Source organism: Methylobacterium guangdongense (assembly GCF_038442355.1).
Lineage (GTDB): Bacteria > Pseudomonadota > Alphaproteobacteria > Rhizobiales > Beijerinckiaceae > Methylobacterium > Methylobacterium guangdongense.
Genome location: NZ_JBBXMX010000003.1, coordinates 421,128 through 435,627 on the forward strand (window position 1 = coordinate 421,128; position 14,500 = coordinate 435,627).

15 protein-coding genes and 1 pseudogene are annotated in these 14,500 nt (G+C 70.0%); 5 read left to right on the top strand and 11 right to left on the bottom strand.

The window, feature by feature from the left end; translation table 11 throughout:
- Nucleotides 1–134: 134 nt before the first annotated feature.
- The 9 genes and pseudogenes from AAHG09_RS09090 to AAHG09_RS09130 all read right to left on the bottom strand — a co-directional run bounded on the left by AAHG09_RS09090 (nt 135) and on the right by AAHG09_RS09130 (nt 7,948).
- Nucleotides 135–677, bottom strand: coding sequence for a hypothetical protein (locus AAHG09_RS09090; RefSeq protein WP_127991789.1), 543 nt, complete (start codon nt 675–677; stop codon nt 135–137).
- Nucleotides 674–2,326: an anti-phage dCTP deaminase gene (locus tag AAHG09_RS09095; RefSeq protein WP_010682497.1), complete on the bottom strand. Its 1,653-nt coding sequence runs from the start codon at nt 2,324–2,326 to the stop codon at nt 674–676. Before AAHG09_RS09095 ends, AAHG09_RS09090 begins: the two co-directional genes overlap by 4 nt.
- A gap of 255 nt (nt 2,327–2,581) precedes the next feature.
- Nucleotides 2,582–3,361 carry a COG4705 family protein gene (locus tag AAHG09_RS09100; protein WP_010682496.1) on the bottom strand — a complete coding sequence of 260 codons (780 nt, stop codon included), beginning with the start codon at nt 3,359–3,361 and terminating at the stop codon, nt 2,582–2,584.
- A gap of 29 nt (nt 3,362–3,390) precedes the next feature.
- On the bottom strand, nt 3,391–4,173 hold the full coding sequence (locus AAHG09_RS09105) for a COG4705 family protein (RefSeq protein WP_010682495.1): 783 nt from the start codon (nt 4,171–4,173) through the stop codon (nt 3,391–3,393).
- Nucleotides 4,174–4,202: 29 nt separating this feature from the next.
- Nucleotides 4,203–4,610 carry a hypothetical protein gene (locus AAHG09_RS09110; protein ID WP_010682494.1) on the bottom strand — a complete coding sequence of 136 codons (408 nt, stop codon included), beginning with the start codon at nt 4,608–4,610 and terminating at the stop codon, nt 4,203–4,205.
- A 61-nt stretch (nt 4,611–4,671) separates the two neighbouring features.
- A complete protein-coding gene (locus AAHG09_RS09115; RefSeq protein ID WP_010682493.1) occupies nt 4,672–5,448 on the bottom strand; it encodes a COG4705 family protein in 777 nt (258 codons plus the stop codon).
- A 92-nt stretch (nt 5,449–5,540) separates the two neighbouring features.
- Complete coding sequence (locus AAHG09_RS09120; protein ID WP_342106758.1) at nt 5,541–6,785, bottom strand: sensor histidine kinase; 1,245 nt, start codon at nt 6,783–6,785, stop codon at nt 5,541–5,543.
- Nucleotides 6,786–6,820: 35 nt separating this feature from the next.
- A complete protein-coding gene (locus AAHG09_RS09125; protein WP_010682491.1) occupies nt 6,821–7,480 on the bottom strand; it encodes a response regulator transcription factor in 660 nt (219 codons plus the stop codon).
- A 67-nt stretch (nt 7,481–7,547) separates the two neighbouring features.
- Nucleotides 7,548–7,948 (bottom strand): annotated as a pseudogene (locus AAHG09_RS09130) (EamA family transporter).
- Nucleotides 7,949–8,352: 404 nt separating this feature from the next.
- Between AAHG09_RS09130 and AAHG09_RS09135 the strand changes: the two are divergent.
- Nucleotides 8,353–8,676 (top strand): ArsR/SmtB family transcription factor, encoded by a 324-nt coding sequence (locus AAHG09_RS09135; protein WP_010682490.1) that lies wholly within the window; start codon nt 8,353–8,355, stop codon nt 8,674–8,676.
- Between the two features lie 5 nt (nt 8,677–8,681).
- Here AAHG09_RS09135 and AAHG09_RS09140 read toward each other — a convergent pair whose 3' ends face one another.
- Together AAHG09_RS09140 and AAHG09_RS09145 are read right to left on the bottom strand one after the other, a co-directional pair.
- Nucleotides 8,682–9,998: an ATP-binding protein gene (locus tag AAHG09_RS09140; RefSeq protein ID WP_010682489.1), complete on the bottom strand. Its 1,317-nt coding sequence runs from the start codon at nt 9,996–9,998 to the stop codon at nt 8,682–8,684.
- Nucleotides 9,995–10,657, bottom strand: a complete 663-nt coding sequence (locus AAHG09_RS09145) for a response regulator (RefSeq protein ID WP_010682488.1) — start codon at nt 10,655–10,657, stop codon at nt 9,995–9,997. Before AAHG09_RS09145 ends, AAHG09_RS09140 begins: the two co-directional genes overlap by 4 nt.
- 99 nt (nt 10,658–10,756) lie before the next feature.
- Between AAHG09_RS09145 and dsbD the strand changes: the two genes are divergently transcribed.
- The 4 genes from dsbD to AAHG09_RS09165 are packed head-to-tail and all read left to right on the top strand — an operon-like array spanning nt 10,757 to nt 14,448.
- A complete protein-coding gene (dsbD, locus tag AAHG09_RS09150) occupies nt 10,757–12,538 on the top strand; it encodes a protein-disulfide reductase DsbD (protein ID WP_342106763.1) in 1,782 nt (593 codons plus the stop codon).
- A gap of 35 nt (nt 12,539–12,573) precedes the next feature.
- Nucleotides 12,574–13,191, top strand: a complete 618-nt coding sequence (locus tag AAHG09_RS09155) for a DsbA family protein (RefSeq protein ID WP_010682486.1) — start codon at nt 12,574–12,576, stop codon at nt 13,189–13,191.
- On the top strand, nt 13,191–13,997 hold the full coding sequence (locus tag AAHG09_RS09160) for a L,D-transpeptidase (protein ID WP_010682485.1): 807 nt from the start codon (nt 13,191–13,193) through the stop codon (nt 13,995–13,997). The genes AAHG09_RS09155 and AAHG09_RS09160 overlap by 1 nt, the downstream gene beginning before the upstream one ends.
- A 7-nt stretch (nt 13,998–14,004) precedes the next feature.
- The gene (locus AAHG09_RS09165; protein ID WP_010682484.1) at nt 14,005–14,448 is read left to right on the top strand and encodes a DsrE family protein; all 444 of its coding nucleotides are present in this window, start codon (nt 14,005–14,007) and stop codon (nt 14,446–14,448) included.
- Nucleotides 14,449–14,500 lie beyond the last annotated feature (52 nt).

A 14,500-nucleotide genomic window follows, 5' to 3' on the forward strand; every position in this document is an offset into this window, starting at 1 on the left:
CGATGGGGCGGCAGGGCTGCGGTACCGCTCCCGGTCGTCACCCACATGAGGGCGTCGAAAGTCGGCGGACCGGGCGACGGCACCGGCATCGCCTCGACGATCCGTCCGGCGCGTTTCGGGGCGCCTGGGTCAGCTCATCCGCCGTTTCCGGTGAGGACGAGCGCGTCGTGAGGCTGGACCTTCCAGACATGTTCCCCGTCGCCGACAACGCCGCGCAGGGTCTCGTCGAGGACATCGACCTCGGGGATGCGGTTGACCAACACGATGGTCGACGACCGACCCGGGGCGCCGTCCTGGCCGACGACGCGCGCCATCGCCTCCCGCACGGATTGCCGCCGATGCCACCGGGCCGACTGGTCCCTGGGCGGACGCAGGTCGATCGGCGCGTGCACGTAAAGGCACGACAGATCGTCGAAAAGGCGGAAGACCGACGGCCTGCTCAGCCCGGGAAGGTCGAAGTAAGGGTAGAGCCGGGCGTCGACCACAAGCGCGTGCCGGCTCATGGAAACCGCGCGCGTGAACGTCACGCCGTGGACGTCGGCCATGGGCAGGCACGAGATCCGGCGAACGGGACGATGGTCGAAGAGCGAGAGCTGCCGCACCGGCGCGGACGGCCCGGGAAAACCCTCGGTTTCCCAGGACGTTGTCTCGACGAGGCGGAGGAGTGGTTTGCTCACGCTTGCAGCGCTCCCAAGCCCGATTCGAGATCCAGATAATGTACCCGCAGCGCTTCTGAGTGACCACCCCAAACCGGCTCGCCGACCCGATAATCCCCGGTCAGCTTGTCCTTGTAGTCACGGTCCTTCAGGAACGCGCGGGCATACATCCTCGGTGCGACCCCGACGAACGGGTGGAACAGGACCTTGGCATTGGCCGCGGGGGCCGCGACACCGGGCCGTGCTGGGCCGACAGATCCCGAACCCTGTACGCCCGAGGGCGGTTCCCAGCCGTCCACACCCGTCGTGATGGCGTCGCAATGAAGGCTGATCGCACGGCTCTTTGGGTAGGGCTCGATGTACTGGACCTCGTCGATACCGGCGGCGACGATATGTCGGGCGCAGTAATGGCAGGGGAACGTGCTGACATAGAGCCGGCACCCCCTCGGCGAGGTGCCGGTCCGGGCGGCGGTCAGGATCGCGTCCATCTCCGCGTGGACCGCCCGGCTGAACTCGATCAGGCCGCCGATCTTCGTGCGCCGAAGCTCGGCCACCGCTTGGCTCTTCTCCCGACCCTCGGCCAGGGCGGGGTACTTGTCGATGAGTTCGCCGATGATCTCGTTCTGCTCGCGGTTGCTGCTGCAGAACTTGTCCGGCCGGAACGCGCAGCGATGGTCGGAGGCCTCCCCGTCGAGATCGGTCCCGTAAAGCCCCCCGCCCGCCCTGGGCACGTCGTTGGTGCCGGTCGCGACGATGTTCCCCTTCGCGTCCACGAGCGCCGCCCCGACCTGCCGCGACAGGCACGCGCTCCTCAGCTGGGCCGAATGTGCCTGATGCATCGCCGTCTCGGCGACGTTCGGTCGGATGACGTCCGACGCCGTCAGGATCCGCACCAAGCGCCGCAGCGGCTCGTTCATCCCGGTGTTCTTCGGATCGTCGCCGGCATCCTTCGAGTTGTCGACGAAGAAATCCGCCTCGTGGAAGGTGTCGACCACGTGCTGGCCGTGGCTCTCCGGCGCATCGCCGTCGCGATCCATGAAGGCCGTGACGGCGCGGCGCGTCTCCTGCCGGCCCCTGTCATTGAAGTCGAACAGCTCACGGGTCAGCCGGCCGTGGCGGGCATCGTCGTCGCACACGACGCCGACGAGCGTGAAGGCGTCCTGGTAGATCCTGCGGAGGAGGTGCGCCTCCGCGGGGTGGCGCAGGGAATCGATGATGTAGGCACGGGGCTTGCCGTCGATCTCGCCCTCCGGCCTGCCGCTCGCCTCGGCGCGGAGGGCCCGGATGCGCGCGACGACGGCGCGTGCGACCGCGGCGTTGTCGCCGAACGCGAGCCGCATCGCGTCGCCCAGGTCCTGCATGTGAACCACGCCGGCGAGCGTCTTGCGACCGCCGGCCGGACCGAGGTCGCGGCCGTTGTTCCTGGCCCAAGCCTTGATCTCAGCGCTCGCCTTGACGATGCGGACCTCGTATCCGCCGTCCCCGACCGACTGCGTTTCGAGGAATTCCTTGACGATCTGGGCGGCCCGGCCTGCCCCGGAACCTCCCGGTCCGACGACCGCGATGAAGAGCTCGTTCGCGCGAAAGCTCCGGAGCAGGCTCTGGCTCGTCTCGCCCGGGCGCGGGCCGGCCGCGGTTGGCAAACGTCCGGTCGTCGCTGCATCGGGCATTGGGGGTCGACTCTTGGAATGCCGTGGTCACGGTCGAACTGCTGGAACGCCGCGGAGATGACACGGCGGCGCAGGCCTGTGAAGTAGCCATCTCAGGTTGTCTCCCGCCGCGCCGACGGTTTGGAGCGTGTTTCACCTTTCCGAACGGGCGGTCCTGCGCTGAATCACGGAGGTGTTTCGTGGAGCCGACCCCACGGGCGCGCTGGCGGTCGCAGAGATCCCCGGCCGTTCGGCGCCCACACGGAAATTTTCGGGTCATCGCGACGCCTGTACGCCCTCTCCCGGATGCCGCCCCGCCCTCTGGGGAAGGAGGACGATCAGCGCGACGATGAAAGCCGCGATCACCGCAGAGGCCAGGGGCCGGCTGAGGTGCATGCCGCCGGCGCTGGCCGGCTTGTCCAGGAAGTCGCCGACCGTCGCGCCCAGGGGGCGGGTGAGGATGAACGCGGCCCAGAACAGGCCGACCCGCGAGACCCGCGTCCGGTAGTAGAGGAAGACGACGACCGCCAGGGCCGCAGCGAAGACGAGGGCCCCGCCCTCGTAGCCGAGGCCGCCGGTGTCCGCGAGCCAGTCGCCGAGCGCGGTGCCCAACGTCTGCGAGAAGGTGATCGCCCCCCAATAGAACGCCTCGACCCGCGGGGTCGACACCGTGTCCACCGACACGGTCCCCTCGGTCGCGTACCAGAGCCCGAGCACGGCCGCGAGGCAGGCGAGTAGGAGGGTCGATCCGCCGGTGTACCCGATGCCGAGCGACCGGTCGGCGAAGTCCGCCATCGTCGTACCGAAGGTGGTCGAGGCGACGATGGTCGCCCAGTACAGGGCCGGGTGGAACCGCCTCGACATGATCTGGGCGACCACGAGCCCGACCAGCAGCACGGCGAACAGGGCGGTGCCGGCGAGGTAGCCCCAATCGAGGGTCATGGTCACGGTGTCGCCGCCGGTCTCCCCGAGCGTGGTGGCCAGGATCTTGATGGTCCAGAAGCCCAGCGTGACCTCGGGTACCTTGCTCAAAGTGCGTTCGTGACGGTCGTCCATCGGACCTGCTCCTTCTTCGAGGGGAAACCTCACGGCGCGTCGGCGCAGGCCGCCCGGCGACCGGCACGCTGCGGGATGAGGAGGACGAGCCCAACCATGACGAGCGCGAGCACGCCGGAGATCGTGATGTCGTCGATGCCCAGACCACCGGAAGCGACCGGCTTGTCGAGGGAGTTGGCAAGGGTTGCGCCGAGCGGCCGCGTCAGGACGAACGCCGTCCAGAACAGCATCGGCCTGGGAACGCGCGTTCGCAGATGGAGGGCCGTGACCACGGCCAGCGCGGCGAGGATGAGGAGCGCGCTCCCGTTGTACCCGAGCCCGCTGCCGTCGGCCATCCAGTCGCCCAACGCGGTGCCGAGCGTCTGGGAGAACATGACCGTGGCCCAGTAGAAACCTTCGGCCCGCGGGGATCGCACCGTCTCCACGGCGACCGTGCCGAGCGTGCGCTTCCACAGAATCAGGGTCGCGACGACCGATCCGAGCAGCACCAGGGACCCGCCCGCGTAGCCGATGCCGAGGGACCTGTCGCAGAAGTCGGCGAGGGTCGTGCCTGCGAGCGTCGTCGCGGTGACCACGGCCCAGTACAGGAGCGGCTGGAAGCGGTCCGCCCTGACCTGTGCGGCGAGCAGCACCGCCAGGGCGGCCCCGAAGATCGCCGTGCCGGCGAGATAGCCGAGGCCGAGCGTCAACGTGACGGCGTTGCCGCCGACCTCGCCCAGGGTCGTGGCCACGATCTTGATGGCCCAGAACCCGGCTGTGGCTTCGGGCACCTTGGCGGGTTCGACGTGTCCGGGTCGCTCGGTCTGCTGCATCGGGCTGCCGTGGGAAAGCGAGGGCTGCTTCAAGCGGTGTGGGCCTGGTCGATGATGGCGAGCAGGTCGTCGACCGCGCGACGGCAGGCGGCCGGATCGGGGTTCGACGCTCGCAGCGCGTCGAGGGCGCGGTCGATGGCCTTGTCCACCACGTGCCAGTCGGCGGCGGCTCGCGGCTTCAGTCCGGCCTCGGACGCGTCCCAGGACAGTTCCAGGTCCTTGATGCGCGTCTTGGCGGCGGCGAGGTCGCCCCGGTCGGTCATCGCCTTCACGTCGACGACGATGGTCCGGAACTTGGAGAGGTCGCCGAGCTTCGAAGCCGCCATCATGGTGGGCGTCGCTCCTACGGCGGCATCCTGCATCGCCAGCAGGCCCAGGGGGGCGGCCGTGGCGCCGATGACCGTCGCGGCGATGGCGGCGAGGAGGATTTTTCGCATGGCCGGTGGTTCCGTGTCGCGCGGCGTTGGAAGGACTGGAGGATGGGGAGGCGGCGGACGGTCAGGCCCGCCGCTGTCCGGCCAGCTCGCCCGGGCAAACGGGGACAAGGCTCAGGGACGTCACCAGGACGACGATGACGACGAGGAAGACGAGGCTGGTGGAGGCCGTGCCGAAGCCGAGGCCGCCGTATTCCCGTGCCTGCGACAACAGATCGCCCAGCGATGCGCCGAGGGGGCGCGTGACGATGTAGGCGAGCCAGAAGGTCGTCACCGGGTTCGCGCCGAGGCGCCAGGCGAGGGCGAGGGCGGCCAGGATCGTGCCGAAGACGGCGACGCCGAGATTGAAGCCGAGCCCGAGCGCCTCCGTGGCCAAGTCGCCCGCGGCCGTGCCGAGCGCGAAGGTCAGGAGTATGGCGAGCCAGTAGAACGCCTCGCGGCGCCGGGTCGCGATGGCGTGGATCGAGAGCGTCCGCTCGGTCGCGTACCAGAGGGCGAACACGGCGGCGAGGGCGGCCGCGAACACGCCGGTGCCGACGAAGAGGCTCACGCCGAGCTTGTCGGTCAGGATGTCGGTGACCTGCGTGCCGACCACGCTGACGAGGACGACGGTCGACCAATAGGTCCAGGGCACGTAGCGCCGCTCGCGCACCTGCAGGGCGAGGACGGCCGCGAGGAGGCCGGCCGTGAGGATTGCGGTGACGGCGGCACCCAGGCCGACGTTCATCGCGAGATAGTCCGCGCCGGTCTCGCCGACGGTCGTGGAGAGTATCTTGATCACCCAGAAGGCCGCGGTGACTTCCGGTACCTTGTTCAGGATCTGGCGCTGGATCTCGCTCATTCCCGTCTCCCGTCCGTCGTGGTCGGGCTCGGTGATAGCGAGCCAGAATGAGGACAGAATGAGCTTCGTCCGGAGGAGCCGCGGGCTCGGCCTTAGACAGGCAGTCTGACCGTTGCGAGGGTTCCCCGCCCGTCCCGCCGGTTTTCGACCGTCAGGCCGAGGCCGTTACGCTCCGCGATGCGGCGGGCGATGGCGAGCCCGAGCCCCGTGCCTTCGATGTCCGGCGGCGCGGCCCGAAAGAAGCGGTCGAAGAGGCGGCCCTCGCTTCCGGGTGGCAGCCCGCAGCCGGTGTCCAGAACCGTGACGACGCACGCACCGTCCCGGTTCATCAAGCGGACGTCGACCTGCCCGCCCGGCGGCGTGTAGCGCAAGGCGTTGTCGACCAAGTTTGCGAACAGGACGCGGACCTCGTCCTCCGACCCGCGGAGCGTCGCGGGCGCCTCGACATGCACACCCAGGTCGATGTCCTTACGCTGGGCGAGCACGACGTAATCGGCGACGCAGTCGAGCAGGAGTTGGCCGAGGTCCACGGATGCAGGACGGGCCTCGGCACCGTCGTCGAGCCGGGCTAGACGGAGCAGCTGTTCCACGAGCCGGTTCGCCCGCCGGACGCCACCTGCGAGCGCTTCGCCTCGGTCGTCACGCTCCCCTTGGAGGGAGTCGATCTGGATTTGCATCGCTGCCAGAGGCGTACGCAGCTCGTGCGCGGCGTCGGCGACGAACCGCTTCTGGGCGGCGAGGGCGGCCTGCAGGCGCAGGATGAGCCCGTTCATGGCCTCGACCAGCGGCACGAGTTCCGTCGGCACGCCGCGCGTCGGCAGGGGCCCTTGGGCTGCGGCGCCGCGACCGGCGAGGTCATGCACCAAGCCGTCGAGCCGCCCGAGCGCCCGGTTCATCGCCCAGCCGACGACGATCCACGACAGCGGGACGAGGAGCAGCAAGGGGGCCACGGCGCCGAGCGCCGCATTGCGCGCGAATTCGGCCCTCACGACGTCGCGCTGGGCGACCCGGACCGTCGTGGTGCCGTTGGCGGTCGTGTAGGTGCGCCAGAGCTCGCCGCCCATGACGATGTTCGCGTATCCCGTGCGGCCGGGGTGGCGGACGTCGACGCCGCGGTCGCCGCGCAGGACTTGCCCGTCCTTCCAGATGGTGACGGCGAGTTGGTCCTCCGGGTCCCGGTCGGCGGCGGGCGGCGCGTCCGCGTCCGGGAGCCCGGGACCCGCGTTGAGGGCGACCTGCCGCAACTGCCCGTCGAGGAAATCGGCCGCCTCGATCCGCGCGAGGGCATAGGCCGCGACCATCGCGGCTAAGCCGATTCCGGCGAGCAGGGCGGTCATCCAGCCGAGCGTCGTGCGGCGCAAGGAGGCGGCCCTCATGGCTTGGGCACCATCCAACCTGCGCCGCGGACGTTGAGGATCACGCCCTTTCCGACCTTGCGGCGGATCGTGAGGATGATCGCGTCCACGGCGTTGCTCTCGACCTCCTCGCCCCACCCGTAGATGCGCTCCTCGATCTGCGCCCGCGAGAGGATGCGCCCCGGTCGCTCCATGAGCGCGTACATGAGGGCGTATTCGCGCGCCGACAGGACCGCGACGGTACCGGCGTGGGACAGGACGTGGCTCTCCGGGTCGAGTTCGGTCTCGGCGGCCACGAGCCGCGCGCTCGCCCGCCCGGCTTGGCGGCGCAGGATGGCCCGCATCCGGGCGAGCAGCTCGCGCATCTCGAACGGCTTCACCAAGTAGTCGTCCGCCCCCAGGTCGAGCCCGGCGACGCGGCTTTCGAGGCCATCCCGCGCCGTGATGATAAGGACCGAGGTGTCTATCCCGGCCGCCCGGGCGGATCGAAGGACCCGGAGTCCGTCCCTGCCCGGCAGGCCGAGGTCGAGCAGTGCGAGCGTATGGCCACCGTTGAGCAAGGCGGTCTCGGCGGCGGCGCCGTCGCGCACCCAATCGACGGAATAGCCCTCGGCCGCGAGGCCCCGCGACAGCCCTTCGCCGATCATCCGGTCGTCCTCGATCAACAGCACGCGCATCGGTCGGTTCGTCCCGGTTCGAGCCGTTGCACCAAGAGGCGCGACAACGCCTACTCGCCCCCAGGCATCATCCTCGATAGGCTACCAACGCCGCCCCGGCGGCAATCAAGGCAACACCGAGCCAATTCGGCGCAAATAGACATTCGCCGAGGAGGACGACCCCGAAGATGGCCACCAGCACGACGCTGAGCTTATCGACCGGGGCGATGCGACTGGCCTCGCCGGGTTTGAGGGCGCGGAAGTAGCAGATCCATGAGCCACCGGTCGCGAGGCCCGACAGCACCAGGAACAGTTAGGTCCTAGCCGAGACCGACCCGACCGGTTGCCACTGGCCCGTGCCCATCAGGATGGCACTGAGGGCGAGGAGTATGACGGCCGCGCGGAAGAAGGTGGCGAAGTCGGAATTGATGCTCTCGATGCCAACTTGGCGAAGATCACAATTAGATCCGCAAAGGTGGCCGAAAGCATCGCCCACAACCGCCAGGGCCACAACAACCATATCACACCGCATTTTAATTTGGAATGATTTGGCGCGAAGCAGTTATATTGACCGCTGGCAGATCATCTAAAGTGGATGTACAGCAATCGATCAACTAATGGAGATGAATTTTCCATCGCTCGACGTGTAGTTCCCAACCCGCCCTGAAAGGCCATTGCCAAAACGGGGCGTCGATGACGAAGGCACGCTCGTGCCTGCCGCAAGCGATCCCCCCACACATCGGAATGAGACGTGTCGAGGTCCGCGTGGGCATGTGCGACGACGTCCGGGTCGGTTGTTAGCGAAGACGCGTTCAGACCAACCTCGGCTCCTCCAGTGACTTTATATTAGGATCGCCTAATTAGATAGGCGTGGCATTCTGAGACACGGACTGATGGACGCCGCTACGCCTACCGACCTGATACACCTGCAGGACAAAGCGGCCGACGCGGCGCGCCTGCTTCGCCTCCTCGCCAACGAGAAACGCCTGATGATCCTGTGCCTGCTGGTCGCTCGTGGCGAGATGGACGTGACGAGCCTCGCCGAAGCGGTCGAGCTCAGCCAATCGGCCCTGTCGCAGCATCTCGCCAAGCTCCGCGAGGACGGGTTGGTCGCCTACCGCCGCGAGAGCCAGACGCTCCACTACCGGCTTGAGGATCCCCGCGCCGCTCGCGTGCTTGCGACGCTCAAGGACATCTTCTGCCCGGAACTCGGCTGACCGCGTCAGGCGCGGACGATCTCCGCCTCAAGCCCCGGGCGGTCCTGCCGGTTGCGCAGCCTGAGGCTCAGCCCGCTCCGGCGGGACGCCATCTCGGCGATGGCGAGGCCGAGACCGCTCCCAGTCGCGCTCTTGTGGCGCCCGCGGAAGAAGCGCGTCGTGACGTGGGGCAGTTCCTCGGCTGGAATCCCGGGCCCCTCATCGCGCACGAGGACGCCCTCTCCACCGGGACGCGCCAGCCATTCCACAGTGCCGGCCTCCATGTGCTGCACGGCGTTCTCGTGCAGGTTTCGCACCGCCAAGCGCAGGCTTTCGGGATCGGCCCGCAGGGTGTAGCCGCGCAGCACCGGGTCGATCAGGGTGCGGACCCCCGGCGACACCCGCATCCCGTCGACGGTCTCGGCCACAAGCGCCCCAACATCGACCTCGACCAGGGCCGGCATCTCTCCGGCCGCGTCGAGCCGGGCCGCGTCCAGCAATTGCCGGACGAGGCGGGTGGTGCGGTCCACGGCCGCAAGGATCTGGCGCAAAGCCGCCTTGGCCACGTCCGGGTCGGTGGTAGCCATCGCGACCTGGGCCTGGGTCTTCAGCCCGGCCAGCGGTGTGCGCAGCTCGTGCGCGGCGAAGGCCGTCACCTCTCGTTCGTGCCGGCGCGCCGCCTCGACCTTGAGGAACAGGCCGTTCAGGGCGTCGGCCAGCGGCCGGACCTCCGCGGGCGCCCGCCCGGCGTCGATGGCGCTCATGTCGTCCGCGTCGCGGCCCGCGAGGTCGCGGGCCATCCGGCGCAGGGGGCGCAGGCCCCGCCCGAGGCTCGCCCAGATCAGCATCCCGAGGAACGGCACGACGAGGAGCGCGGGCGTGACGAGGCCCATGATGAGGTCCGTGACGAGGCGCTCACGCAGGCCCAGGCGGTCGCCGACCATCACGCGCACGCCCTTCTCGGCATCCTCGACCGTGAACACCCGCCAGGTCTCGCCGTCGACCTCGCGCTCGGAGAAGCCGGCTGGCGCATCGGTCAGGCGCCGCTCCGGGGCCCCGCTCGACCGCGCGACCATGCGCCCGTCGAGGGACCAGATCTGGCAGGAGAGCTGTCGCTCGTAGGCCGTCGGCGCCGGGAAGGTGGACGGTGTTCCGTCGGGGGCCGTACCGCCCACCGCGCCCACGAGGGAGCCGACCATGCGCGCGGCTTCCTGCAGGCGATTGTCGAGGACCTGCTCCACTTGGCGCTTCGAGCCGAGGTAGATCCAGGCGACCGCGCTGAGCCAGATCAGCCCGGTCGCGAGGAGCAGGATCGCGAAGAGCCTGACGCGCAGGGATGTCATGCCGGCGCCCTCATCCGGTAGCCGAGGCCGCGCACGGTCTCGATGGCCTGCTTGCCGATCTTGGCGCGCAGGTTGTGCACGTGGACCTCGACGGCGTTGCTCTCGACCTCCTCCTGCCAGCCGTAGAGGCGTTCCTCCAACTCGGCCTTGGAGCGGAGCACGTCCGGGCGTTCCATGAGGGCCGCCAGCACCATGACCTCGCGCCGGGACAGGCCGACCGGCACGCCATCGACCGTGACGGCAAGGCTGCCGGGATCGAGATGGATGCCCCCATGTTCTAGGGCGGCGGCGGCCCGCCCCGAGGCGCGGCGGACGACCGCGCGGATGCGGGCCGAGAGTTCGTCGAGGTCGAAGGGCTTGCCGAGATAGTCGTCGGCGCCGCCGTCGAGGCCGGCGATCCGGTCGGCCACCGCGTCGAGGGCCGTGAGCAGGACGACGGGCGTCCGGTCCTTCCGCCGGCGCAGGCCGCGCAGCACGTCGAGGCCGGAGCCGTCGGGGAGCATCAGGTCGAGCACGATGGCCGAGAACGCGCTCGTGTCCAGCGCCGCCTCGGCATCGGCGCAGGTGCCGACGCAATCGACCGTCGCCCCGCCGAGGCCGAGCCCCGCCCTAAGCCCGTCCGAGAGGATGTGATCGTCCTCGACGACGAGGATGCGCATGCGTGTCTCCCCCTGACCGTCCCTCATCCTGCGGGCCTGCCTTAAGCCTGGCTTAAGCTGCGTTTCGGACCCGCGGCGGGCCGATCCGGACCCCCTCCCATGCCGAAGCCCCTCGCACACCTCATCCTCGCCGCCCTGGTCTGGGCTGGCGCCGCGCCCTGGTCGCCGGGATGGTCCCAGGAGGGCGCCGCGCGGCAGACGTCTTTCACCCTCGTCGCGACCCGCGACGCGGATCTCGCCTTGCACCTGCGCTGGAGCATCGCGCCCGGCACCTATCTCTACCGCGACAGAATCCGCGCCGAGGCCGGTGCCGGCGCGGAGCTTCCCGTCAGCACGCCGCCCGCGGAAACCAAGGACGACCCGAACTTCGGGCCGACCGAGGTCTACCACGACTCAGTGGAGGCCATCGTGCCTGGCGCGGCGCTGGCCAGCCTGCGGGAGGTTCGGGTCATCTACCAGGGCTGCGCCGAGCGGGGCATCTGCTACCCGCCGGTCACGAAGCGGCTGGACCTCGCCTCCCTGGCGAGCGCCGGCGCATCACCGGCCGGCGGAGCCGCCCCCGCCGCCGAGCCGGCAGACGCGACGGTCGCCGACGCCCCCCGCCAGGAAGTCTTCCCCGCCGGACCGGCCGCCCTCCTCGTCGGCAACCTAGTCGGCGTCCTGGCGGGCATGTTCGGGCTCGGCCTCCTGCTGGCGTTCACCCCCTGCGTCCTGCCGATGGTGCCGATCCTGTCGGGCATGATCGTCCGCTCGGGCCAGGGCCTCACGCCGGGGCGGGGCCTGGCGCTGTCCGGAAGCTACGTCCTCGCCATGGCGGCGGCCTATGCCAGCCTCGGCGTCGCGGCGGCGTGGCTCGGCCGCAACCTGCAGGTCGCCCTCCAGACCCCGCTCGCCCTCGGCCTGATGGCCTCCGCCTTCATTGCGCTGGCCATGTCGATGTTCGGCCTGTTCGACCTGCAGCCGCCGCGCTGGTGGCGGGACCGCTTCGGCGCCCCGGCGGCGCAGGGGGGATCGGTCGCCGGGGCCGCGTTCCTCGGCTTCAGCTCGGCCCTCGTCGTCGGGCCCTGCGTGACGCCGCCCCTCGCGGCCGCCCTGCTCTACGTCGCCCAGACGGGCAACGTCCTGCGCGGGGCGCTAGCCCTCTTCGCCCTCGGCCTCGGGATGGGCGCGCCGCTAATGCTCGTCGGCACGTTCGGCGCCGGCATCCTGCCCCGGTCCGGCCCGTGGCTGGTGCGGGCGAAGCAGGCTTTCGGCTTCGTCTTCCTCGCTCTCGCGGCCTCGCTCGTGACGCGCCTCCTTCCGGACGGGCTGTCGCTTCTCCTCTGGGCGGCATTGGCCATCGGCCTCGGACTGGCGCTCGCAGTGATCACCGCGAACGGTCGCCCGTCACTTGCCGGTCGTGTGGCAGGCTCGGTGGCCGTCGCCTATGGGGGGTTCCTCCTGCTGGGCGCCGCCACCGGCGCGGACGACCCGCTGCGGCCGCTTGCCGGCCTCGGCTCGTCACGACCTGACCACATCGCCGACACCCGCACGGTCACCTCCGTTCCGGATTTCGAGGCCGCCCTCCTTGCAGCCCGAGCCAAAGGCAAACCGGTGCTGGTCGAGTTCGCTGCCGACTGGTGCACCGTCTGCAGGACCAACGAGCGGACCGTCCTGGCGGACGCCGGCATCCGGGAGCGGCTCAAGGCCGTCTCGGTCATCCGGGCCGACATCACGCGCGACGACGACGCCACCCGCGCCCTGATGCGCCGCTTCGAGGTGGTCGGCCCGCCGGCCCTCATCCTGATGCGTCCCGACGGCGCCGAGGTCGGCGAGGCCCGCACCGAGGGCGAGCTGACGGTCGAGGACCTGAAGCGCCGCCTCGCCCTCGTCGGCGCCTGAGCCATCCCCCTTCCGACACATCCAAGGAGACCGTCATGGACCGCAGGACCCTGCTCGCCCTTCTGCCCGCCGCAGCCCTCGCACGGCTGGCCGTCGGCCCCGCCCGCGCCGAGGGCATCGACCCGAACGCCATCCTCAACGACCCGGAGGCGCCGGTCTCGGGCAACCCGAAGGGCGACCTGACCATCGTCGCCTTCCTCGATTACAACTGCCCCTTCTGCAAGAAGGCCGAGCCCGACCTGCTCCGGCTGGTCAAGTCGGACGGTCGCATCCGCCTGGTCCACAAGGACTGGCCGATCCTCAGCGACGCCTCCGTCTACGGCGCCCAGCTCGCCCTCGCGGCGCGGTACCAGGGCCGCTACGACGACGTGCATCGCGCGCTGATGGGCATCCCTGGCCTCAAGATCCCGAAGAAGCGGATGCTGGAGGCGGTGTCCGCCTCGGGCGTCGACATGGCCAGCCTGGAGGCGGACCGGACGTCCCACCAGGGTGAGATCGCCGCCCTGCTCCAGCGCAACCTCGACCAGGCCGACGCACTCGGCCTGCAGGGGACGCCGGTCTTCCTGATCGGCCCGCTGAAGGTCGCGGCCGCCCTCGACTACGAAGGCTTCAAGCAGGCGGTCGCCCAGGCGCGCGCCAGAGGCCGCTCGTGATGCGGCCGGTCTTGCGCCTCCCGGCGCTTCTCTCGCTCGCCGCGGCGCTAGGTGCTTGCTCGGCATCGATGGGCGCCCCAGGCCCGGTTGCAGAGGCGGGACTGCGCCTTCCGGCCGATGCCGTCCGTCGCTACGCGGCCATCACCGACGAGCCGTTCCCGGTCGATGCTGTCGAGCCACGCGACCTGAAGGCCCGCAATGTCCGCCAAGTCGTCGACTATCCGACCAGGCAGCCGCCCGGCACCCTGGTGGTCGATCCCTACCGGCGCTTCCTCTACCTCGTCATGGAGGGCGGCAAGGCGATGCGCTACGGGGTCGGGGTGGGCAAGGCCGGCTTCGAGTTCACCGGGGAGGCGACGGTCGCCCGCAAGGCGTCCTGGCCGCGCTGGACGCCGACCCCCGACATGCTTCGCCGGGACCCTGAGCGGAACGGGCGCTGGGCCGGCGGTATGCCGGGCGGCGCGCGCAATCCCCTCGGGGCCCGCGCGCTCTACCTGTTCAAGGACGGCAAGGACACGCTCTACCGCATCCACGGCACCACCGAGCCGTGGAGCATCGGCGAGGCGGTGTCATCGGGATGCATCCGCATGCTGAACCAGGACGTGATCGACCTGCACCGCCGCGTACCCACGGGCACGAAGGTCGTCGTGCTCGGGTCGCACGGCACCGCCCAGGCCGCGCGGCCGGCAGCGCCGGAGACGACCGGCAGCCTCGACCGTGCGCGCCTCGACGACCTTACCCGCGGCGCCCCGGAGGCGCCCGAACCCCTGACGGACGACGGAGTGGCGAATGACGACGGTCTTTAGGAGCCTGATGCTTGCGGTCGTCCTCGCGATGATGGGCATCGGGACGGTCCGTGCCGGCTCGGAGGCGCCGGCCGGCTACTACGCGGACCAGAAGGTGGTCTACCATAACGGCGGAGGCGGCCCGGACGGAGCAGCCTACTTCAAGCGCCTGCTGGCCAACCTGCGCAACCACGTCGAGGCCGTGGGCAAGGCGCATGTCGAGATCCGCGTGGTAAGCCTCGGCGACGGGATCGGCCTCTTCCAGTCGGCCGCGAACGACAAGGAACTCGCCGGCCGCGTCGACGCCCTCAAGGGAATGGGCGTCCGGTTCCTGGTCTGCGCCAACACACTGCGCGAGCGAAAGATCGACCGCACCACCCTGTACGGCGTCGGCGAGGACGACCTCGTGCCAAGCGGCGTCGCCGAACTGGCACGCCTGCAGGGCATAGGGTTCGCCTACATCCATCCGTAACGGTCAAAAAACTGATGCTTGGAACCTGTGCGCGGGGCCCGCTCAGGGTGGA